19 protein-coding genes are annotated in these 20,077 nt (G+C 74.3%); 4 read left to right on the top strand and 15 right to left on the bottom strand.

Features of this window, described 5'->3' with window-relative positions; all coding sequences use genetic code 11:
* Positions 1 to 65: 65 nt before the first annotated feature.
* Positions 66 to 1,133 (top strand): uroporphyrinogen decarboxylase, encoded by a 1,068-nt coding sequence (hemE, locus tag SAM23877_RS27310; protein WP_053138812.1) that lies wholly within the window; start codon positions 66 to 68, stop codon positions 1,131 to 1,133.
* 28 nt (positions 1,134 to 1,161) lie between these two features.
* Here hemE and SAM23877_RS27315 read toward each other — a convergent pair whose 3' ends face one another.
* The gene (locus SAM23877_RS27315) at positions 1,162 to 1,584 is read right to left on the bottom strand and encodes a hypothetical protein (protein ID WP_053138815.1); all 423 of its coding nucleotides are present in this window, start codon (positions 1,582 to 1,584) and stop codon (positions 1,162 to 1,164) included.
* A gap of 50 nt (positions 1,585 to 1,634) precedes the next feature.
* Complete coding sequence (locus tag SAM23877_RS27320) at positions 1,635 to 2,453, bottom strand: rhomboid family intramembrane serine protease (RefSeq protein ID WP_053138818.1); 819 nt, start codon at positions 2,451 to 2,453, stop codon at positions 1,635 to 1,637.
* Between the two features lie 134 nt (positions 2,454 to 2,587).
* Between SAM23877_RS27320 and SAM23877_RS39255 the strand changes: the two genes are divergently transcribed.
* The gene (locus tag SAM23877_RS39255; RefSeq protein ID WP_053138822.1) at positions 2,588 to 2,950 is read left to right on the top strand and encodes a hypothetical protein; all 363 of its coding nucleotides are present in this window, start codon (positions 2,588 to 2,590) and stop codon (positions 2,948 to 2,950) included.
* Between the two features lie 9 nt (positions 2,951 to 2,959).
* Here SAM23877_RS39255 and SAM23877_RS27330 read toward each other — a convergent pair whose 3' ends face one another.
* Together SAM23877_RS27330 and SAM23877_RS27335 are read right to left on the bottom strand one after the other, a co-directional pair.
* Entirely contained in the window at positions 2,960 to 4,366 is a 1,407-nt protein-coding gene (locus tag SAM23877_RS27330) for an FAD-dependent oxidoreductase (protein ID WP_053142923.1), read from the bottom strand.
* Between the two features lie 28 nt (positions 4,367 to 4,394).
* A complete protein-coding gene (locus tag SAM23877_RS27335) occupies positions 4,395 to 5,429 on the bottom strand; it encodes a DUF4349 domain-containing protein (protein ID WP_053138826.1) in 1,035 nt (344 codons plus the stop codon).
* A 168-nt stretch (positions 5,430 to 5,597) separates the two neighbouring features.
* On the opposite strand from SAM23877_RS27335, the gene hemG reads away from it, so the two are divergent.
* Together hemG and hemQ are read left to right on the top strand one after the other, a co-directional pair.
* The gene (gene hemG, locus SAM23877_RS27340; protein ID WP_053138828.1) at positions 5,598 to 7,076 is read left to right on the top strand and encodes a protoporphyrinogen oxidase; all 1,479 of its coding nucleotides are present in this window, start codon (positions 5,598 to 5,600) and stop codon (positions 7,074 to 7,076) included.
* 4 nt (positions 7,077 to 7,080) lie between these two features.
* Entirely contained in the window at positions 7,081 to 7,809 is a 729-nt protein-coding gene (gene hemQ / locus SAM23877_RS27345) for a hydrogen peroxide-dependent heme synthase (RefSeq protein ID WP_053138831.1), read from the top strand.
* Here the strand turns inward: hemQ and SAM23877_RS27350 are convergent, their stop codons facing one another.
* From SAM23877_RS27350 to SAM23877_RS27400, 11 genes are all read right to left on the bottom strand, one after another.
* The gene (locus tag SAM23877_RS27350) at positions 7,810 to 9,408 is read right to left on the bottom strand and encodes an alpha/beta hydrolase (RefSeq protein WP_053138835.1); all 1,599 of its coding nucleotides are present in this window, start codon (positions 9,406 to 9,408) and stop codon (positions 7,810 to 7,812) included. It lies immediately after the preceding gene.
* 116 nt (positions 9,409 to 9,524) lie between these two features.
* Entirely contained in the window at positions 9,525 to 10,331 is an 807-nt protein-coding gene (locus SAM23877_RS27355) for a TIGR04222 domain-containing membrane protein (protein ID WP_053138838.1), read from the bottom strand.
* 9 nt (positions 10,332 to 10,340) lie between these two features.
* Positions 10,341 to 11,750, bottom strand: a complete 1,410-nt coding sequence (locus SAM23877_RS27360) for an MbnB/TglH/ChrH family RiPP precursor modification enzyme (protein ID WP_079030473.1) — start codon at positions 11,748 to 11,750, stop codon at positions 10,341 to 10,343.
* Positions 11,751 to 11,870: 120 nt separating this feature from the next.
* Positions 11,871 to 12,443 carry a GNAT family N-acetyltransferase gene (locus SAM23877_RS27365; RefSeq protein ID WP_053138842.1) on the bottom strand — a complete coding sequence of 191 codons (573 nt, stop codon included), beginning with the start codon at positions 12,441 to 12,443 and terminating at the stop codon, positions 11,871 to 11,873.
* 65 nt (positions 12,444 to 12,508) lie between these two features.
* Positions 12,509 to 13,228 (bottom strand): peptidyl-tRNA hydrolase, encoded by a 720-nt coding sequence (locus SAM23877_RS27370; protein ID WP_053138845.1) that lies wholly within the window; start codon positions 13,226 to 13,228, stop codon positions 12,509 to 12,511.
* 124 nt (positions 13,229 to 13,352) lie between these two features.
* Complete coding sequence (locus SAM23877_RS27375) at positions 13,353 to 13,547, bottom strand: hypothetical protein (protein ID WP_053138847.1); 195 nt, start codon at positions 13,545 to 13,547, stop codon at positions 13,353 to 13,355.
* Positions 13,548 to 13,565: 18 nt separating this feature from the next.
* Positions 13,566 to 14,417, bottom strand: coding sequence for a polysaccharide deacetylase family protein (locus SAM23877_RS27380; protein WP_053138850.1), 852 nt, complete (start codon positions 14,415 to 14,417; stop codon positions 13,566 to 13,568).
* A gap of 76 nt (positions 14,418 to 14,493) precedes the next feature.
* A complete protein-coding gene (locus tag SAM23877_RS41825; RefSeq protein ID WP_053138854.1) occupies positions 14,494 to 16,017 on the bottom strand; it encodes an FAD-dependent oxidoreductase in 1,524 nt (507 codons plus the stop codon).
* Between the two features lie 102 nt (positions 16,018 to 16,119).
* Positions 16,120 to 17,499, bottom strand: coding sequence for a PhoX family protein (locus SAM23877_RS27390; RefSeq protein ID WP_053138857.1), 1,380 nt, complete (start codon positions 17,497 to 17,499; stop codon positions 16,120 to 16,122).
* A gap of 120 nt (positions 17,500 to 17,619) precedes the next feature.
* Positions 17,620 to 18,396: a slipin family protein gene (locus SAM23877_RS27395; protein WP_053142925.1), complete on the bottom strand. Its 777-nt coding sequence runs from the start codon at positions 18,394 to 18,396 to the stop codon at positions 17,620 to 17,622.
* A gap of 182 nt (positions 18,397 to 18,578) precedes the next feature.
* Positions 18,579 to 20,069: a SulP family inorganic anion transporter gene (locus SAM23877_RS27400; RefSeq protein ID WP_053142927.1), complete on the bottom strand. Its 1,491-nt coding sequence runs from the start codon at positions 20,067 to 20,069 to the stop codon at positions 18,579 to 18,581.
* Positions 20,070 to 20,077: the final 8 nt, after the last annotated feature.

Raw genomic sequence — 20,077 nt, forward strand, 5'->3', positions numbered from 1 at the left:
CGCCACTCGCGCGCGGGCCCACCCGTGGTCCGGCGCGCCGACGGGGCCGTGCGAGACTTGCCGGTGTGAGTGCCAACCAGAGCCCCGCGGGCAAGCAGCCGACCGCCACGTACGACTCCGCGTTCCTCAGGGCGTGCAGGCGTGAGCCGGTGCCGCACACCCCCGTGTGGTTCATGCGGCAGGCCGGGCGCTCGCTGCCGGAGTACCTCAAGGTGCGCGAGGGCATCCCGATGCTGGAGTCCTGCATGCGGCCCGAACTGGTCGCCGAGATCACCCTCCAGCCGGTGCGCCGGCACGGCGTGGACGCGGCGATCTACTTCAGCGACATCGTGGTCCCCCTCAAGGCCATCGGCATCGACCTCGACATCAAGCCGGGCGTCGGCCCCGTGATCGAGAAGCCGATCCGCACCCGCGCGGACCTGGCACGGTTGCGCGACCTCACCCCCGAGGACGTCTCCTACGTCACCGAGGCGTACGGCCTGCTCACCCGCGAGCTCGGCGCCACCCCGCTGATCGGCTTCGCCGGCGCGCCGTTCACCCTCGCGAGCTACCTCGTGGAGGGCGGTCCGTCCCGCAACCACGAGCACACCAAGGCGCTCATGTACGGCGACCCCGAGCTGTGGGCCGACCTCCTGGACCGGCTCGCCGACATCACGGCGGCCTTCCTCACGGTGCAGATCGAGGCGGGCGCGAGCGCCGTCCAGCTCTTCGACTCCTGGGTCGGCGCCCTGTCGCCCGCGGACTACCGCCGCTCGGTGATGCCCGCCTCCCGCAAGGTCTTCGAGGCCGTCGCCGGGTACGGCGTGCCCCGCATCCACTTCGGTGTCGGCACCGGCGAGCTCCTCGGCCTCATGGGCGAGGCCGGCGCGGACGTGGTCGGCGTCGACTGGCGCGTCCCGCTGGACGAGGCCGTCCGCCGCGTGGGCCCCGGCAAGGCGCTCCAGGGCAACCTGGACCCGGCCGTCCTCTTCTCCACCCGGCAGGCGGTCGAGACCAAGACCCGCGAGATCCTGGACGCGGCGGCGGACCTGGAGGGCCACGTCTTCAACCTCGGCCACGGCGTCCTGCCCACCACCGACCCGGACGCGCTGACCCGCCTCGTGGAGTACGTCCACACGCAGACCGCTCGCTGAGCCGCTCTCGGGGCCGCCCGGCCCCGCGTCAGCCGACGAGCAGCAGAGCGAGGGCCAGGGCGACGAGCAGCCCGCCGTAGAAGCAGGCGGGGGTGGGCGAGACCGTCGCCTTCAGCCTGCCCCTGCGCTCGCGGCCCGGTGCCACGTCCATGGTGAAGGGCTCCACGGCCGGGTCGGGACGCCGCACCCGGTCGTAGAGACGCCGGAACAGCCGCTCCTGGTAGACGAAGTGCCCGTCGAGGAACCAGAAGGCCACGATGGGCACGATGCTGACCAGCGCGACGGACGCGTCGTCGTTGCCGACGGCGAAGGCGAGCAGGGCGCCGGTGAGCGTCAGCGACCAGCCCTTGATCACAAACGAGTTGTTGCCCATGCGGGCCACGGTCAGCTGGATCAGCTCCAGATGCTTGACCCGGCCCTCGTCCAGCACCGGCCCGTCCCCCGTCGTCATCGGTCCCCCCAAGCCGTAGACCCTGTGCCCCGGGAGCTTACCCACCCCGGTCACCACCCCGGCCGGGCCCGCCTCCCGAACAGCGGCCCGCCAGGCTCGGGCGGGGGAGGGGTGCCGCGTCGCAGTGGCCAGGCGATCAGCATGCCGGCGACGAAGCCGGCCACGTGGGCCGCGTAGGCGACAGTGCCCGCCGCGGAGACGGCCCCGCCGGAGGAGTAGACCGCCTGGAGCCCGAACCAGAAGCCCAGGACGATCCAGGCCGGCAGGCGCAGCGGCAGGAAGATCAGGAAGGGGACGAGGACCCACACGCGGGCCTTCGGGTACAGCACCAGGTACGCCCCGAGCACCCCGGCGACCGCCCCCGACGCGCCGATCAGCGGGGCGCCCGAGTCGGGGTCGAGGAGGGCGAAGCCGTAGGTCGCCGCGTAGCCGCAGACGCCGTAGAAGAGCAGGTAGCGCAGGTGGCCCAGGCGGTCCTCGACGTTGTTGCCGAAGATCCACAGGAAGAGCATGTTGCCCAGCAGGTGCAGCCAGCCGCCGTGCAGGAACATCGCCGTCAGGACGCTCAGCTCGGGGGACTTGTCGTAGTCCGGGGGGCCGACCACGCAGTCCGGCCCCTGCGGGCCGACGCCCGTGTCACCCGTCGGCACCAGCCCCGGCAGCCGGTGGTGGAGCAACTCCCGCGGCACCGCCGCGTACTGGTCCAGGAAGGCCTGGAGACGGCACAGCTCGGCGAGACCGCCCTCGCCCGTCACGGAAGCCGCCGTCCCGGGGGTCAGCAGGAAGACCAGGACGTTGGCGAGGATGAGGGCGTACGTCACCCAGGCGGTACGGCGGGCGGGGTTCACGTCATGGACCGGGATGACCACGAGACAGTAGTGCCCGCCGGACGGGCGGTGAATCGGCCCGTCCGCTGAACGCCCGCGTCCGGGTGTGCGTATGTCCTGCCAACCGCCCGCGGTCCGGGGAAGGCGGGGCGCGGGGACGACGTGAGGAACAGGCGATGAACGAACGGGTCACACCGGCACCGGCGATGCACGCCCTGCCCGACGGAGAGGCCGAGGTCGCCCTCGTGCTGCGGCTGCCCTGGGAGGACGTCGCCCGGCTCGGTCAGGAGGCCGGGCGGCTGGCGGCGCAGAGGCAGCGACCGGTGACGCTGGACGAGGCGGTGAGCCACCGGCTGCGCTCCGCGCGGGGCGCGGCGCACGCCAGGCCCGCCGGTGAGCAGCCGCCCGCGGTCGGCGGCCCGGCGCCGCTGACCGCACAGGCACCAGGGGCCGCCCCGGCGTCGGTGTCGTCCCTGCCCTCACGGGCCCCCGCCGAACAGGCCCGGCAGGCCATCGACCGGATCAACGGGACGTCGTAGCGGGCCTCCTCAGGCCTGCTGCCCGACCGCCCTCGTCGCCTTGCGGGCGGCCACCAGCACGGGGTCCCAGACCGGTGAGAAGGGCGGCGCGTAGCCGAGGTCCAGGGCCGTCATCTGCTCCACCGTCATCCCGGCCGTGAGGGCCACCGCGGCGACGTCGACCCGTTTGCCCGCGCCCTCGCGGCCGACGATCTGGACGCCGAGCAGCCGGCCGGTGCGCTGCTCGGCGAGCATCTTCACCGTCATGGACGAGGCGCCCGGGTAGTAGCCGGCGCGGCTGGTGGACTCGATGGTGGCCGTGACGAACCGCAGCCCCGCCCGCAGCGCGTCCTTCTCGCGCAGCCCGGTCCGCGCGATCTCCAGGTCGCAGACCTTGCTGACGGCCGTGCCGACCACCCCCGGGAAGGTGGCGTAACCGCCGCCCAGGTTGGTGCCGATGACCTGCCCGTGCTTGTTGGCGTGCGTACCGAGCGGGATGTGCCGCTCCTGCCCGGAGACCAGGTCGAGCACCTCCACGCAGTCGCCGCCGGCCCAGATGTCCTCGTGCCCGCGCACCCGCAGGGCCCGGTCGGTCAGCAGCCCGCCGTGCGCTCCCAGCGGGAGACCGGCGGCCTCGGCGAGCGCGGTCTCGGGGCGCACCCCGATGCCGAGCACCACCACGTCCGCCGGGAACTCGGCGTCCTCGGTGGCGACCGCGCGGACCCGGCCGTCGTCCCCGGTGAGCACCTCGGTGACCTCGGTGCCGTTCACCATGGTGATGCCCAGGCCCTCCATCGCCTCGTGGACCATGCGGCCCATGTCCGGGTCGAGGGTGGACATCGGCTCCCGGCCGCGGTTGACGACCGTCACCTCGTACCCGCGTTTGATGAGCGCCTCGGCCATCTCGACGCCGATGTACCCGGCGCCGACGACCACCGCGCGGCGGCCACGCGTGTGTGCCAGCGTGTCGAGCAGCGCCTGCCCGTCGTCCAGTGTCTGCACCCCGTGCACGCCGGGCGCGTCGACGCCCGGCAGGGCGGGGCGGATCGGGCGGGCGCCGGTCGCGATCACGAGCTTGTCGTACGACGTCCAGGACTCCGCCCCGGAATCGACGTCACACGCGCGCACCCGCCCGCCGGCGACGTCGATCTCCGTGACCTCGGTGCGCGTCCGCAGGTCGATGTCCCGGGCACGGTGCTCCTCGGGCGTCCGGGCGATCAGCTGGTCCCGGTCGGTGACGTCACCGCCGACCCAGTACGGGATGCCGCACGCCGAGTAGGAGCTGAAGTGGCCGCGTTCGAAGGCGACGATCTCCAGTTCGTCGGGGCCCTTCAGCCGGCGTGCCTGTGACGCCGCGGACATCCCCGCGGCGTCACCGCCGATCACCACCAGTCGTTCTCCGGCCCGCCCGGTACCGCTCGCAGCGCTCATGCTCATGAGGAACACGCTACGTGGGCGGGGCACTTCAGTCCTCCGTGCCGGGCCTCTCCCGGTGGCCGGACCCGGCCTCGGGCGCGGGACGGGCCGCCGGCAGCGGCGCCGAGGCCGCGGGGGCGCCGGCCGGGGGCGCCGCCGGCGCGGGTGCCGCGCGGCGCGGCCGGCGGGGCCGCAGCACCCGCACCCAGAGCAGCACCAGCAGCGCGGCCACCGCGGCGAACGGCAGCACCGCGCCGACGACCAGCGCCACCCAGCGCAGCATCGTCACGAACGCGTCCCAGCCGCCGGCCAGGGCGTCCGGGAAGCCGGGTTCGTCGTCCTCGTCCGCCCGCTCCACCGGCGTCTCGGACAGGGAGAGGGTGAGGGTGGCGAGGCTGGTGCGGTCCTTCAGGACCGCCTGCCGGGCCAGCAGCGCCTCCAGCTCCGCCTGGCGGCTGCTCAGCTCTCCCTCCAGCGTCACCACGTCGCTCAGTCTCGTCGCACGGTCCATCAGCTCGCGGACCCGGGCCACGCTGGCGCGCTGCGACTTCACGCGGCTGTCCACGTCCACCACCTGGTCGGTGACGTCCTCCGCCTTCGCGCTGCGTTCGAGGAGCTTGCCGGCGCCCTCCAGTTCGTCGAGCACCTCCTCGTAGCGTTCCACGGGCACCCGCAGGACGACCTCGGTCCGCTCGTGGTCCTCCTCGTCCCGGGTGGTGGTCCCGTCGCCGACGTACCCGCCGGCGTTCTCGGTCGCCGTGCGGGCCGCCTCCAGGGCCTTGGCCGCGTCCTTCACCTGAACGGTCAGGGAGACGGTCCGGATGATGTGGGAGGGGGCGAGCCGCGGTGGCGCGCTCTCTTTGGCACCGTCGCTCTCGCCGCCCGCGGCGCCGGCCCGGTCCTCGGCGCGGCCCTCCGCCCGCGCACCCTCCTGGGGCGCGGCGGCCTTGGCGTCACCGCCGGACGAGTCGGCGCCGCCGTCGGAGCCGCTGCAGCCGGTGAGGACGAGGGCCGCGGCCACCAACAGGCCGGCCCAGGCACGGGCGGGTGGCGCGGAACGCGGGGCTGATCGTCGGGTCTGCATGCGGGTACCCCCCGGGGGGACGGTGACAACTGACGCTCCTTCGACGCGCGAGGGGGTGCGGACGTTGGCGCGGAACGGTCCCGAACAGGTCACGGTCCGGACTCGCGGGGCCCCGCGGGGCGTGGGCCTGGCGGCGCCGCCGTCGGTGCGGTCTGAGACGCTGGGGGCATGTGCGTAAGCGAGACCTCCGCGGACGTGGCCGCCGCGGACCCGGGGCATGTGGTCGTCGTCGGAGCCGGCATCGCCGGACTGGCCGCCGCCCACCGGCTGCTGGCCCGCGGCGCGCGGGTGACCGTGCTGGAGGCGTCGGAGCGCGTCGGCGGCAAGCTGCTGCCCGGCGAGATCGCCGGAGTACGCGTCGACCTCGGCGCCGAGTCCCTGCTGGCCCGCCGGCCCGAGGCCGTGGGCCTCGCCCGCGAGGTGGGCCTCGCCGACCGCCTCCAGCCCCCGTCCACCGCGTCGGCCTCGCTGTGGACCGGCGGCGCCCTGCGCCCCATGCCCAAGGGGCACGTCATGGGTGTCCCCGGCACCGCTGCCGCGCTGTCCGGAGTCCTCTCGGCGGAGGGCCTCGCCCGGATCGAGCGCGACGCGGAGCTGCCCCGCACCGAGGTCGGCGACGACGTCGCGGTGGGGGAGTACGTGGCGGCGCGCCTCGGCCGCGAGGTCGTCGACCGCCTCGTCGAACCGCTGCTCGGCGGTGTCTACGCCGGCGACGCGTACCGCATCTCGCTGCGCTCGGCCGTGCCCCAGCTCTTCGAGGCCGCCCGCACCCACACCTCCCTCACCGAGGCGGTCCGCGCCCTCCAGGGCCGGACGGCCACCTCGCCCGCTACCGGACCGGTGTTCATGGGCATCGAGGGCGGCGTCGGCTCCCTCCCGCTCGCGGTCGCCGAGTCGGTGCGCGCCCGGGGCGGCGAGATCGTCACGGGAGCGCCCGTGACGGAGCTGCGCCGTACCGCCCCGAGCGGCTGGCGCATCACCGCCGGTGACCGGGTGCTGCGTGCCGACGCCGTCGTCGTCGCCGTCCCCGCCCGCCCCGCCGCCGAGCTCCTGCGCGCCGAGGCCCCCGCCGCCGCGGCCGAACTGGCCGCCGTCGAGTACGCCTCGATGGCACTGATCACCCTCGCCTACCGCCGCTCCGACGCCGCCGCGCTCCCCGAGGGCAGCGGTTTCCTCGTGCCGCCGGTCGAGGGACGCACCATCAAGGCGTCGACCTTCGCCTCCCGCAAGTGGGGCTGGATCGCCGACGAGGACCCGGACCTGGTCGTCCTGCGCACCTCCGTCGGCCGCCACGGCGAGACGGAGATCCTCGGCCGCGACGACGCCGGCCTGGTCGCCGTCTCCCGGCGCGATCTGGGAGAGGCCACGGGCCTGACCGCCGAGCCCGTCGCCGCCCGCGTCACCCGCTGGCACGACGGCCTGCCCCAGTACCCGGTCGGCCACCACGCCCGCGTGGCCCGCGTCCGCGAGCACGTCGGCAGGGTCCCGGGACTCGCCGTGTGCGGCGCGGCCTACGACGGCGTCGGCATCCCGGCCTGCATCGCGAGCGCCTACGCGGCCGTGGACCGGCTCCGGGGCGACCCGCGGGGTGTGGAGGAGCTCACCGCCCACCCGGTGCAGACCCTGCACGGCGGAGCGGGAGAATAGAGCCATGAGTGACGACGCCACCCCCGCCGCCGAGCGCATCCCGAACAAGGGCAAGCTGGCCAAGGACCTCAACGAGGTCATCCGCTACACCCTCTGGTCCGTCTTCAAGCTGAAGGACACGCTGCCGGAGGACCGGGCGGGCTGGGCCGACGAGGTCCAGGAGCTGTTCGACCAGCTCGCCGCCAAGGACGTCACCGTCCGCGGCACCTACGACGTGTCCGGTCTGCGGGCCGACGCCGACCTCATGATCTGGTGGCACGCGGAGACCGCCGACGAGCTCCAGGAGGCGTACAACCTCTTCCGCCGCACGAAGCTCGGCCGCGCCCTGGAACCCGTCTGGTCGAACATGGCGCTGCACCGCCCCGCCGAGTTCAACCGCTCGCACATCCCGGCGTTCCTGGCCGACGAGACGCCGCGCGACTACATCAGCGTCTACCCGTTCGTGCGCTCCTACGACTGGTACCTGCTGCCCGACGAGGACCGCCGCCGCATGCTCGCCGACCACGGCAAGATGGCCCGCGGCTACCCGGACGTGCGCGCCAACACGGTCGCCTCCTTCTCGCTGGGCGACTACGAGTGGATCCTCGCCTTCGAGGCCGACGAGCTCTACCGCATCGTCGACCTCATGCGCCACCTGCGCGCCTCCGAGGCCCGCATGCACGTCCGCGAAGAGGTCCCCTTCTACACCGGGCGCCGCAAGGACATCGCGGAGCTGGTGGCCGGGCTCGCCTGATCAGGAGGCCGGCGTCGCGGACTCCCGCGGCTCCGGCTCCGGGCGCGGGGCGCACGACTCGTCCCGCGCCGGGAGGCGGCCGTTCAGCAGGTACGCCTCCAGGTGCCCGTTCACGCAGGCGTTCGCGCCGCCGGCGATGCCGTGCGTACCGGCGTCCCGTTCGGTCACCAGCACCGAGCCCGACAGCCGCCGGCGCAGCTCCAGCGCGCCGTCGTAGGGAGTGGCCGCGTCCCGCTCCGCGGCCAGGACCAGCGTCGGCGGCAGCTCGCCCGGAGCGGTGCGCACGTCGAGGGGCCGCTGCCGGGGTGCCTGCCAGTAGGCGCACGGCAGGTTGGTCCACACGTTGTCCCACGTCTCGAACGGCGCCCGGCGCGCCAGCCGCGTGTTGTCCCGGTCCCACACCTCGAAGTCGGTGGGCCAGGACGCGTCGTTGCACTCGACGGCCGTGTACACGGCGCTGGAGTTCTCCGCCCCCACCGCCCCCTCCTCGGTGCGCGTGCCCGCCTGGTCGACCAGCGGCTGCGGGTCCCCCTGGAGGTACGCCGACAGCGCCTCGGCACGGTGCGGCCAGTAGTCGTCGTAGTACCCGGCCCGCAGGAACGCCCCCTGCAGCTGCGCGGGCCCCACCGTCCCGCCCGCCGGCCGGGCCGCGAGCCGTGTGCTCGCCTCCTCGTAGCTGTTCTGCACCTCCCTCGCCGTGTCGCCGAGCCCGTAGGCCGCGTCGTGCTCGGCCATCCACTCCTTGAAGTCCGTCCAGCGGTCCTCGAACGCCTCGGACTGGTCCAGGTTGTTGCGGTACCAGACCTGTCCCGGGTCGGGGTTCACCACCGAGTCGAACACCATCCGCCGCACGCGCGAGGGGAACAGCTCGGCGTACAGCGCGCCGAGGTAGGTGCCGTACGACGCGCCCATGAACGTGAGCCGCCGCTCGCCCAGCGCCGCCCGCACGACCTCCAGGTCACGGGCGTTGTTGAGGGAGTGGTAGTGGCGCAGCGCCCGACCGGCCCGTTCCGCGCAGCCGCGGGCGTACGCCTCGGCCTCGGCGGCACGCTCCCTCTTGTACGCGTCCGACGGCCGCGTCGGGGCCGCCCGGGGCCCCTTGAAGAAGTCACCGGGGTCCTGGCAGGACAGCGGCGCGGAGGGCGCGACCCCGCGCGGGGCGTAGCCGACGAGGTCGTACGCCGCCGCGATCCGCTTCCACTCGGGCACCATGCCGACCAGCGGGAAGTACAGCCCCGAGGCGCCCGGACCGCCCGGGTTGTACAGCAGCGCGCCCTGACCGGGCACCTTGCGCTTGCTGTTGTGCGGGTCCCGGTGGGTGGCCCGCACCCGGCTGACGGTGAGCCGGAGCTGCTCCCCGCCGGGGTGCGCGTAGTCCAGGGGCACGGTGACCGTGCCGCAGCGCACGGCCTCCGGCAGCTCCTCGGCCTTCGGGCAGCTGCCGAACTCGATACCGGCCGCCGCCGCGCGCTCGGCGGCCACGGCGGTGCCGCGCGCCTCGGCGGCACCGGGCCCGGCCGGGCCCGCCTCCGCCGGAGCGGCGGTCAGGGCGGTCAGCAGCAAGGACCCGGCGGCCGAGTAGAGGGCGGCAGCTCGCATCGCGTATCCCTTCCATGCACACGGGGTGACACAAGGGATGGTTGGCGCGGCGACCGGGCGGGGCAAGCACCGTCGGCGGGTGTCGCCCCCGCGTGCGCCCGTACGCCCCCGGCGCGTCAGCCCCGCGGTTCGCCGTGGCCCTCGGCGTACTCGTCGACGTACCGCTCGCGGTGGGCGAAGGCCGCGCGCAGGTCCGGTTCGCCGATCGCCCGGACGCCCCGCACGGCGACCGAGGTGAGGTAGGTACGGTCGTCGGCGGTGCCGTCGGCCTGCTGCACCAGGCTGCCGATCAGCCGCTGCCCGGCCGGTGAGGCCCACCGGGAGTACGGATGGACCTCCATGCGCGTGATGGCGAGGCACCCCAGGGTCAGGGCGAGGGGCAGCGCGAACCACAGGGCGATGAGCAGCCGCGGCTGGTCGGCGGGGAGCGGCAGCGCCAGGGCGGCGGCGGCCAGCGCGCACACGGCGAGCGCGGCGGTCCGTACCCGCCGCACCCCGGCCGCGACACCGCGCGAGCCGTCCGGCACGGCGAGGCCCGCGCCGACCAGCCGGTCGGCCAGGACCCGTACCGCGTCCGCGGTGGCGGCGGTGGCCCGCACCGGCGCTATCCGGGACTGCCCGCCGGGACCTATCGCCCCTATGACCGACCGCTCCATCTCGTCGCGCCCGCACGGGTCGACGACGGTCGCCCAGCCGGTGTGCGCGAGCAGCAGGCGGCGCTGGCGCGCCATGGAGACCAGGGTCAGGTCGGCGACCCGCCGAGGACCGCCGGAGAGGAACGCCGCCTCGTACAGCGTCAGCGCGTGCTCACGGCCGACGGTGGGCGGGCCGACGACCGCCGCGCGCACCGCGGCCAGACACAGCCGCAGGCACGCCAGCCCGGCGACGGACCAGGCGGACAGGAGGAGAAGCACCCAGAACATGCCGTACTTCTATGCCACAGGCTTTCGCCGGCGCCATGCCCTGTTCACATGTCGGGACGCAGTGTTGTGGGTATGTGACGTTCCGTTTGACGATGTCGAGCTGGTCCGGCGACGCGGCAGAATCCGCCGGGCCGCACGGGCCCAGCGGACCCCGGGCCGCTCCGACCGGGGCACCGGCCCCGACCGCTCCTCCCACCACCGACGCAACTCGTGGCGCACCCGCGCGTCCCCGGGACGGCCGTCCCGCACCAGCCGCTCGACGAAGTCGAGGGCGTCCCGCCGGTAGCCGCCGGTCATCGGCCGGCGCTGGGCGTGGGCGAGGAAGGCCGGCCGGTACTCCGCGCCGAGGATCACCGGCAGCTCGGGCGCGACCTTCGCGACCACGTCGGCCCGCTTGGCGGCGAGCGCCCGCGCCTGGACGCCCAGCCGTACCCGGTCGAACCCCTCGGGGACGGGGGTGCCGGCGACCAGCGCGGACAGCAGCGCGGTCTGCGCGAGGGCGAGCCGCTGCCGTACGGCGTCGGTGACGCGGGGCTCGGCGCGCGCGGAGCGCGGCGGGGCGGTCGCGCTCGCGCCGGGCCGCCCGTCCGCCGCCCGGCCCTTGCCCACCGCCACACGGATCGCCTCGACCTCGGCCTCCAGCTCCGCCGCGTCGGGGAAGTTCTCGTCGCGTTCCAGCAGGACGCCGGGCGGTGCGACGCGCGAGGCGAGGTCGGTGAGGATGTCGAGCACCGGCCGCGGAACGGCGTGGGCGTGGCTGTCGTGCCAGACGCCGTCCCGTTCGAAGCCGCCCGCGACATGGACGTAGGCGATGGCCTCCAGGGGCAGTTCGGAGAGGGCCTCGGCGGGGTCCTCGCCGCGGTTGACGTGGTTGGTGTGCAGGTTCGCCACGTCGATCAGCAGCCGCACCCCCGTCCGGTCGGCCAGCTCGTACAGGAACTGCCCCTCCGTCATCTCCTCGCCCGGCCAGGAGAAGAGCGCGGCGATGTTCTCCACGGCCAGCGGCACGGGCAGCGAGTCCTGCGCGACGCGCACGTTCTCGCAGAGCACGTCGAGGGCGTCACGGGTACGCGGCACGGGGAGCAGGTGCCCGGCCTCCAGCCGCTCGGAGGCGGTCATCGGCCCCCCGGCCCGGACGAACGCGATGTGCTCGGTGACCAGCGGCGACCCCAGCGCCTCCGCCCGCTCCGCCAACGCCGCCAGACGTCCGGCGTCCGGCCGCCCGGCATCCCCGAGGCCGAGCGAGACGCCGTGCGGCACGACGGTCACGCCGCGCTCGCGCAGCCGCAGCAGCGAGTCGGGCAGATGCCCGGGACAGAGGTTCTCGGCCACGGCCTCGACCCAGTCGATGCCGGGCATCCGCTCGACCACGTCCGCGATCTCCGGACGCCATCCGACTCCGGTTCCCAGTCGTGCCATTCGCTCCATGGTCCGTCCCCCTCCTGCGAACATGTGGGGGGTATCGCCCACCCCGCGCGGCCCGAACCCCGGGCAGGTCATGTTCAGAGCAACATCTGAGGTTCGCGGCGGCGGCGCCGGTCAGCGCAGGTCGAGCCGCATCAGCACCCGGGGGTGGCCGGCCAGCACCGACGTGGTGTCGGCGGCGTGGACGAACCCGGCGCGCTCGAAGTTGCTCCGGATGCCCGCGTACGCCATGGTCAGGTCGACCCTGGCACCCCCGTTGTCGAGGGGGTACGCCTCGACGGCCGGAGCACCCTGGGAGCGGGCGAAGTCGACCGCCCCGGCGATGAGGGCGTGCGAGATCCCCCGTCCGCGGTGACCGGGACGTACGCGGACGCACCACAGCGACCAGACCGGCAGGTCGTCGACGTGCGGGATCGTGCGGCTGCGCGCGAAGGAGGTGTCCGCGCGCGGCGCCACGGCGGCCCAGCCGACCGGCTCCTCACCGTCGTGGGCGAGTACGCCCGGGGGCGGTCCGGTACGGCACAGCTCCTCGACGTACGCGCCGCGGGCCGGGCCGCGCAGCTCGTTGTTCACCTTGGAGGGGACGCGGTAGCTCAGGCACCAGCAGACGTCGGCCCCGGGCGACTTGGGGCCGAGCAGGATCCGGACGTCCTCGAAGACCGAGGCCGGGCGGACGTCGATGGCCATGGGACCACGATGCCACGGCGCCCGGGGCGACGCCCGCGATCCGCCGGCCCACCTCGCCGCGCCCGCTACCGCAGGCCCGGATGGTCCGCCACCACCGTGCACGATCCCGGCGCGATCTCCGTGTAGCCGGCGTCCCGGACCACCGGCAGACCGCTCGTCGTGAGGGCGTGCCAGCGCGCCGGGGCGGGGGTGCGCACCGCCAGCGGGTAGCCGGCGTCCCGCCAGGCGGCCCGGGCCGCGTCGTCCAGCTCCCACCAGGCCAGCTGGGCGCCGTGCCCGGCCTGCGCCATCGCCTTGCCGGCCGACATGTCCAGGCCCGGATTCATCCACAGGACCGGCGCGGAGAGGTCGGCGTCGCCGGGCGGCCGCGGGTCGTCGAGGTCCGTGCCGGAGACCTGGAGGCGGGCCAGGTCCTTGGGCCATCCGTCCAGCGGGACCGGCGGGAAGACCCGCACCTCGGCCGCCCGGCCGGTGACCGTGATGCCGGGCAGTGCCTCGGCCCGCTGCCACTCGGCGCCGCGCGCCCGCCGCACGACCTTGCGGATGCGCGCGTCCTGCCAGTCCCGCATCACCCCCGCCCACACGCCGTCGCCGCTGGACCGCTCGTCGCCGAGCATCACCAGCACCGCCCGGGCCGCCGTCTCCAGCGCGTCGGTACGGGGCGGCGGTGCCGCGCGTTCGATGCGGACGACCAGCGGCAGGACGTACTGCGGGGCGAGGTCGCGGTCGCCGGGCTCGGGGCGGAAGGGGGAGTCGGGGAGGGACGTCGTCGGCTCGTTGCTCACGCCCACCAGTCTGCCAAGCCGCTGGGGCGCGAGCGGACGACCCCGTGCGACGCGAGTGGCGGCCGGAGCACGTGGGCCGCCGCTACGACCCGCGCGGTCCCTGGGTACCGCGCCGCGTCGCGGATCAGCCTGAACAGGCCGTCCGCTGGGCTTCCTGCCACTCGCAGCGCGGGCACATGGTGATCCCCTTGTACGACTCGGCGTACTCCGTCGGCTCCCGGCACAGCACGCACTCCGCGTACGGCGGGCCGTCGGCCCTGGGCGGCCGGGCCGCGTCGATCAGGCAGTAGTCGTCGCTACCTCGGTCGTCGTCGCTCATGCTTCCAGCGTAGGCCCGTCAGGCGCGGCCGTTCCCGGCGCCGATCAGCTCCGAGACCTTCACGAAGCGGTAGCCCCTGCTCCGCAGTTCGGGGACGATCGTCCGTACCGCCCGCTCGGTGACCGGGGCGGCGCTGCGGGTGCAGTGCAGGACGACGACCGACCCGGGCCGCACCCCGTCCAGCACCTGCCGGGCCACCGCGTCGGCATCCGTCGCGAAGGCGTCCCCGCTCACCACGTCCCACTGCACGGCGGTGACGCCGGTGGCGGTGAGCTCCTCCAGTGCCGCCCTGTCGTAGCACCCGCCGGGAAAGCGGAAGTACGGCATCGCGTTCGCCACCCCTGCCTTCCTGAACGCCGTGTACGCCCGCTCCACGTCGGCCCGCATCCGCTCCCGGGACACGGAGGGCAGGCCGTAGCAGTCGTCGGTGTAGGCGTAGTGGCTGTAGGAGTGGTTCGCGATCTCGAACCGCGGGTCCCGGCCGAGGGACCGGGCCGCGTCCGGGTACTCCTCGGCCCACCGGCCGGTCATGAACACGGTCGCCGGCACCTTCAGCTCCCGCAGCGCCTCGATCAGCCGGGGGTTGTCGAACCGCTCGCCCGCCGCGGCCCGGGGCCCCTGGTCGGCGGTCATGTCGGCATCGAAGGTGAGGGCGACGGTCTTGCCCCTGGCTCGCGGACCGTGCTCGAAGACGGGGGTCAGGCCCGCGGGGCCGGGCGCGAGCGTCGGAGGCGGGGCCGCCTTCGAGGGGGCGGCGGAGGGTGCGGACGGGGCCGGGCGGGGAGCCTCCGGGGCCTGGTCGGTCCCGCAGGCGGCGAGGGCGGCGCCCAGGAGACAGAGAGCGGTGGCACGTCGTACGAGAGTGATCACCGTACGAACGTATGAGTGTGTTGTTCGGTATGTATGACTATGCGAGGTGACGTGCCCGGGAGGTCACCCTCCCGGGTCAGATGTCCCGCCGCTCCAGCGGCTTCGTCGCCGGACCCTCGATCACCTTGCCGTCCGTGTCGAAGCGGGAGCCGTGGCAGGGGCACTCCCAGGCGCGCTCGGCCGCGTTGAAGTCGACCAGGCAGCCGAGGTGGGTGCAGCGCGGCGAGAGCGCGTGCAGCGCGCCGTCCTCGTCCCGGTAGACCGCGAGCCGGTCACCGCCGGCCCGGACGACGGCACCCTCGCCCGGCGGCAGGGCGTCCACCGGCGGGGCGGGCTTGAGCCGGTCACCGACGAAGTGGCGGGCGACCTCGGCCTGCGTCTTGAGGAACGCCGGGGCCTCGCGCACCGCCGTGCGCAGCCGCCGCGGGTCGTACAACCCGCTCCACGCGCACTCCTCACCGGTGATCTGCGCGGTGAGCAGCCGGCCCGCCATCATGCCGCCGCTCAGCCCCCAGCCGCCGAAGCCCGTGGCGACGTACGTGTGGTGCGCGCCCGGGTGCAGCGGGCCCACCATCGGCACGGTGTCCGTCGGGTCGATGTCCTGCGTGGCCCAGGCGTGGGTGAGGTCGACGCCCGGGAAGTGCTCGCGGGCCCAGGCCGACAGGCGGTCGAAGCGCTCCCGGGTGTCGCCCGTGCCGGGCGTGAAGTGCTCCCCGGTGACGACGAGCAGCCGGCGGCCCGGGTCGTCCAGGGGCGCCGTACGGACCGAGCGCGTGTTCTCGTCGGGCGTGATGTACATGCCGTCGACGTCGCGGTCGGCCTCGACGCTGCCCGCCACCACCAGCTCCCGGCGCGGGGAGAGCCGGGCGAACAGCAGGGCCCGGTCGAAGATCGGGTAGTGCGTGGCCACCACGACGTCCCGGGCGGTGACCGTCGCGCCCGCCTCCGTCCGCACGCGGCACGGCTCGCCCTCGTCCAGGCCGTGCACGGTGGTCCCCTCGAAGATCCGCCCGCCGTGCGCCTCCAGGTCGTCGGCGAGGGCCAGCAGGTACTTGCGCGGATGGAACTGCGCCTGCCCGGTGACCTCGACCGCGCCCGCCACCGGGAACGGCAGCCCCGTCTCCGTCACGAACGACGCGGGCAGCCCCGCCTCCCTCGCGGCGGCGGCCTCGGCGCGCAGCTCGTCCACGCGGCCCGCGTCACGGACGTAGGTGTACGCGCTGCGGGTCTCCCAGTCGCAGTCGATGCCCAGCTCGGCCACGATGCCGGCCGCGTGCGCGATCGCCTCCGACTGGGAGCGGGCGTACAGGCGGGCGCCCTCGGGACCGCGGGTGCGGCGCAGCTTGTCGTAGACGAGCGAGTGCAGGGCGGTCAGCTTGGCGCTGGTGTGGCCGGTGACGCCGGCGGCCACCCGTCCGGCCTCCAGCACCGCCACGCTGCGCCCGGCCCGGGTCAGCTCCCAGGCCGCGCTGAGCCCGGCGACGCCGGCGCCGATCACGGCGACGTCGACGTCGAGGTCCTCCGCGAGGGCCGGCCGGGGCGCGCCGCCGGGTGCCGTCTCAAGCCAGTACGAGCCGTTGACCTGCGCTTTCTCCGTCATGCGGCCCCGGGTACCCCGTTGTCACGGCTTCATTGACCGGGCGGTGCGCCCGGCGGGTGGACGCGTCCACCGGGCGGACCCGTCCACCGGGCGGAACGCACGCTACCTGCGCCAGGGTCCCGTCACCGCGAAGGTCGTGCCGGGCGTGTAGCAGTTGACGTACATCGTGTCGCCGTCGGGGGAGAAGGTGACCCCGGCGAACTCGCCCCACTCCGGTTCGTCCGGCGTCCCGATGTTCTGGGCGCCGCGGGCCATCGCGTAGACCTCGCCGCGCCTGGTCACGCCGTAGACGTGCTGGGCGCCGTTGCCGTCCTCGCAGACCATGAGGCCGCCGCTGGGGGCCAGGCAGATGTTGTCGGGGGACTCGCCGGGCAGCTGGACGTCGGTGTCCGGGCCGAAGACGATCACCAGGGTCAGGCGGCGCCGCTCCGGGTCGTAGCGCCAGATCTGGCCGTAGTGGTCGGCCGCCGAGCCTTCCGCGCTGCGGGCGAAGGAGGACACGAAGTACACGCTGCTCCCGCCCCAGTAGCAGCCCTCCAGCTTCTGCGCGTGGGTGACGCCGCCCCGGCCGAAGTCCTGGTGCCGGATGGGGGTCCCGGTGGCCAGCGGGTCGGGTACGTCCACCCACTGGACGCCGTCGAACCCGGCGCCCGTCTCCTGGATCGACGACAGGTCGGGCACCCCGGGCACGCGCATCGCCTGGAGCCGTCCGCCCGCCCGCAGCGAGCCCCTGCCGCCCAGCGGCTTCTCGGGCAGGAACCGGTAGAAGAGGCCGAAGGGGCGCTCGAACGCGTCCTCCGTCTCGTAGACCACGCCCCGCCGCGGGTCCACGGCGATCGCCTCGTGCTGGAAGCGGCCCATCGCGGTCAGCGGCACCGCGCCGGTGCGGCGCGGGTCGGCCGGGTCGACCTCGAAGATGAAGCCGTGGTCCTTGGTGTAGCCGTTGGTCCCTGCCTTGTCCTCGGTCTCCTCGCAGGTCAGCCACGTGTGCCAGGGGGTGGGCCCGCCGGCGCAGTTGACGGCCGTCCCGGCGATCGCGACCCGCTCGTCGCGGACGTGGCCCCGGGAGTCCAGGGTCAGGGCCGTACAGCCGCCCTTGCCCTCCGGGTCGTACGTCAGGCCCTCGACCGTGGGGACCGGGACCCGGCCGTCGGCGCGGTTCTCGTGGTTGCGCACCAGGTGGACCCCGCCGGGCCGGCCGGAGGAACGCGCGGGGAAGGCCGCCATGCCGTCGTGGTTGGACGGCACCGGGCCCTCGCCCGAGCGCAGCTCGTCGCCCTCGCGGGACAGGACCCGGTAGCGGAATCCTTTCGGCAGATCGAGGAGACCGTCGGGGTCGGGGACCAGGGGGCCGTAGCCGCTGTGGCCCGGGGAGTGCGCGGCGGCGGTGCCGGCGAAGAGTTCGGAGAGGGCTCCGGTGAAGGCGATGCCTGCGCCGAGGGCGCCGGTGCGGGCGAGGACCTGACGTCGTGTTGCGGACATGGGGCGACCTTCCTGTTGGCGGACAGGACTGTGACCCGCTGTGTCTATCACCTGACCGGAGTCCCGGGAACCACGCGCGTAGAACGTGTCCCCGGGTGTCTCACCACCTCCACAGGTGCCTCACCGCTCCACGGGGTGCTCCTGCGCCTTCTCCAGGAACCGGAGCAGTTCCACCGGGAAGGGCAGCACCAGCGTGGAGTTCTTCTCGGCGGCGACCGCCACCACCGTCTGCAGCAGCCGCAGTTGCAGGGCCGCGGGCGTCTCGGACATCTCCCGGGCGGCCTCGGCGAGCACCTTGGACGCCTGGAGTTCGGCGTCGGCGTTGATGACCCGGGCCCGGCGCTCCCGGTCGGCCTCCGCCTGCCGGGCCATGGAGCGCTTCATCGTGTCCGGCAGGGACACGTCCTTGATCTCGACCCGGTCGATCTGCACGCCCCAGCCGACCGCCGGACTGTCGATCATCAGCTCCAGGCCCTGGTTGAGCTTCTCGCGGTCGGACAGCAGGTCGTCCAGGTCGCTCTTGCCGATGATCGAACGCAGCGAGGTCTGGGCCATCTGCGAGACGGCGAACCGGTAGTCCTCGACCCGCACGAGCGCGTTGGCCGCGTCGACCACCTTGAAGTACACGACGGCGTCGACCCGCACGGTGACGTTGTCCCGGGTGATGCCCTCCTGGGCGGGCACCGGCAGCGTGACGATCTGCATGTTCACCTTGTGCAGCCGGTCCACGAACGGGACCACCATCGTGAAGCCGGGCTCACGCACCCGGCCCGCGAGCCGCCCGAGACGGAAGACCACCCCGCGCTCGTACTGCTTGACGACCCGGGCCGCCGAGGCGACGTAGAGGACGCCGGCGCTCCCGGCGGCGGCGGCCACGGTCAGCAGCTCCTGCAACATGACGACCTCCTCGTTCAGAGGCGCACGGAGGCCCGTGGAGGTCCGTGTCCGGTGGCACACGGAGGACCGTTTCATCCGTCTCTGTCACGATAGGCCCGGCGCCCGGTCCGAGGCCATGCCCCGGACCGGGCGCCGTCACCGCGGTGGTGATCCATAGGGTCGGATCGTCGGCGTCGGCCGGACTACACGGCCGCCTTCGCCGGCTCGGTGACCTTCACGGGGTCCGTGCCGGTCGCGCTGTGCCGCTCGGCCCAGTTCTCCAGCGCGGTGCGGCAGGCGTGGTCCAGGTGGTGCAGGCCGGACAGGTCCAGCTCCACCGGGCGGTCCTGCGGCAGCGCCTCCAGGCTCTCCAGGATCTTCGGCAGCCGCAGGAAGGTCGCGTTGCCCGACAGGTGCGCCTGGACGGGGCCGGCGCCCTTGTCGACGACCTCCAGCTTGAGGTGCGAGGCCTCCCAGGCGGTCTTGGCCACGGACAGGGCCAGACCGATCAGCACGCCCTCGAACATGTTCACCGCGACGATGGACACGGCCGTGACCACCAGGATCAGCGCCTCGCCCCGGTGACCCCGCCACAGCGACACGATGCCGCGGAAGGGGATCAGCTTCCAGCCCGCGTGGACCAGGATGCCGGCCAGGGCGGGCAGCGGGATCAGGGCCAGCGCGGACGGCAGCAGCGCGGCGAACAGCAGCAGCCACACGCCGTGCAGCACCCGGGACGCCTTGGTCCGCGCGCCGGCGCTCACGTTGGCGGAGCTGCGCACGATGACCGCCGTCATCGGCAGCGCGCCGAGCAGACCGCACACCGTGTTGCCCGCGCCCTGCGCCATCAGCTCCTTGTTGTACTCGGTGCGCGGGCCGCTGTGCAGCCGGTCCACCGCGGCGGCGCTGAACAGGCTCTCCGCCGACGCGATCAGGGTGAAGGCGACGATCGTGCCGAGCAGGCCCACGTTCACCAGCTCGCCGAAGGCGTCGGCGCCGGGCGGCTGGATGGAGTCCAGTAGGCCGTTCACCTCGACGGTCGCGACCGACAGGCCGAACGCCGCGGTGACCGCCGTGGCCAGGACGACCGCGGCGAGCGCGCCCGGCACGGTCTGCGCCCGACGGGGCAGCCGCTTCCACAGCACCATCACCGCGACGGTGCCCGCGCCGAGCGCGAGCGAGGTGAGCGCCTCGGCGCTGCCCAGCGCGTCGGCGGCGGCGCCGGGCAGACCGGTGATCTTGTCGAGGCCGGAGGCGGGAGCGGTCAGTCCGGCCGCCGAGTACAGCTGGCCGGCGATGAGCACGAGGCCGATGCCGGCCAGCATGCCCTCGACCACGGACAGGGAGATCGCCCGGAACCAGCGCCCCAGCTTCAGGGCGCCCATCGCGAGCTGTATCAGACCGGCGGCCAGCACGATCACGCCGAGCGCGGGCAGCCCGTACTCGTCGACCGCTCCGAAGACCAGCACGGTCAGGCCGGCGGCAGGCCCGGACACCTGGAGGCTGCTGCCCGGCAGCAGCCCGGTGACGATGCCGCCCACGATGCCGGTGACCAGGCCGAGTTCGGCCGGGACGCCGGAGGCGACCGCGACGCCCACGCACAGCGGGAGGGCGACCAGGAACACGACGAGGGAGGCGGTGAAGTCCTGCCGCAGGTGCGGGAACCTGCGGAGGTTCTCGGTCAGGGTGCTCATGCCGGCGC

Origin of the sequence: Streptomyces ambofaciens ATCC 23877, from assembly GCF_001267885.1 — a bacterium.
In the GTDB taxonomy this organism is placed as follows: domain Bacteria; phylum Actinomycetota; class Actinomycetes; order Streptomycetales; family Streptomycetaceae; genus Streptomyces; species Streptomyces ambofaciens.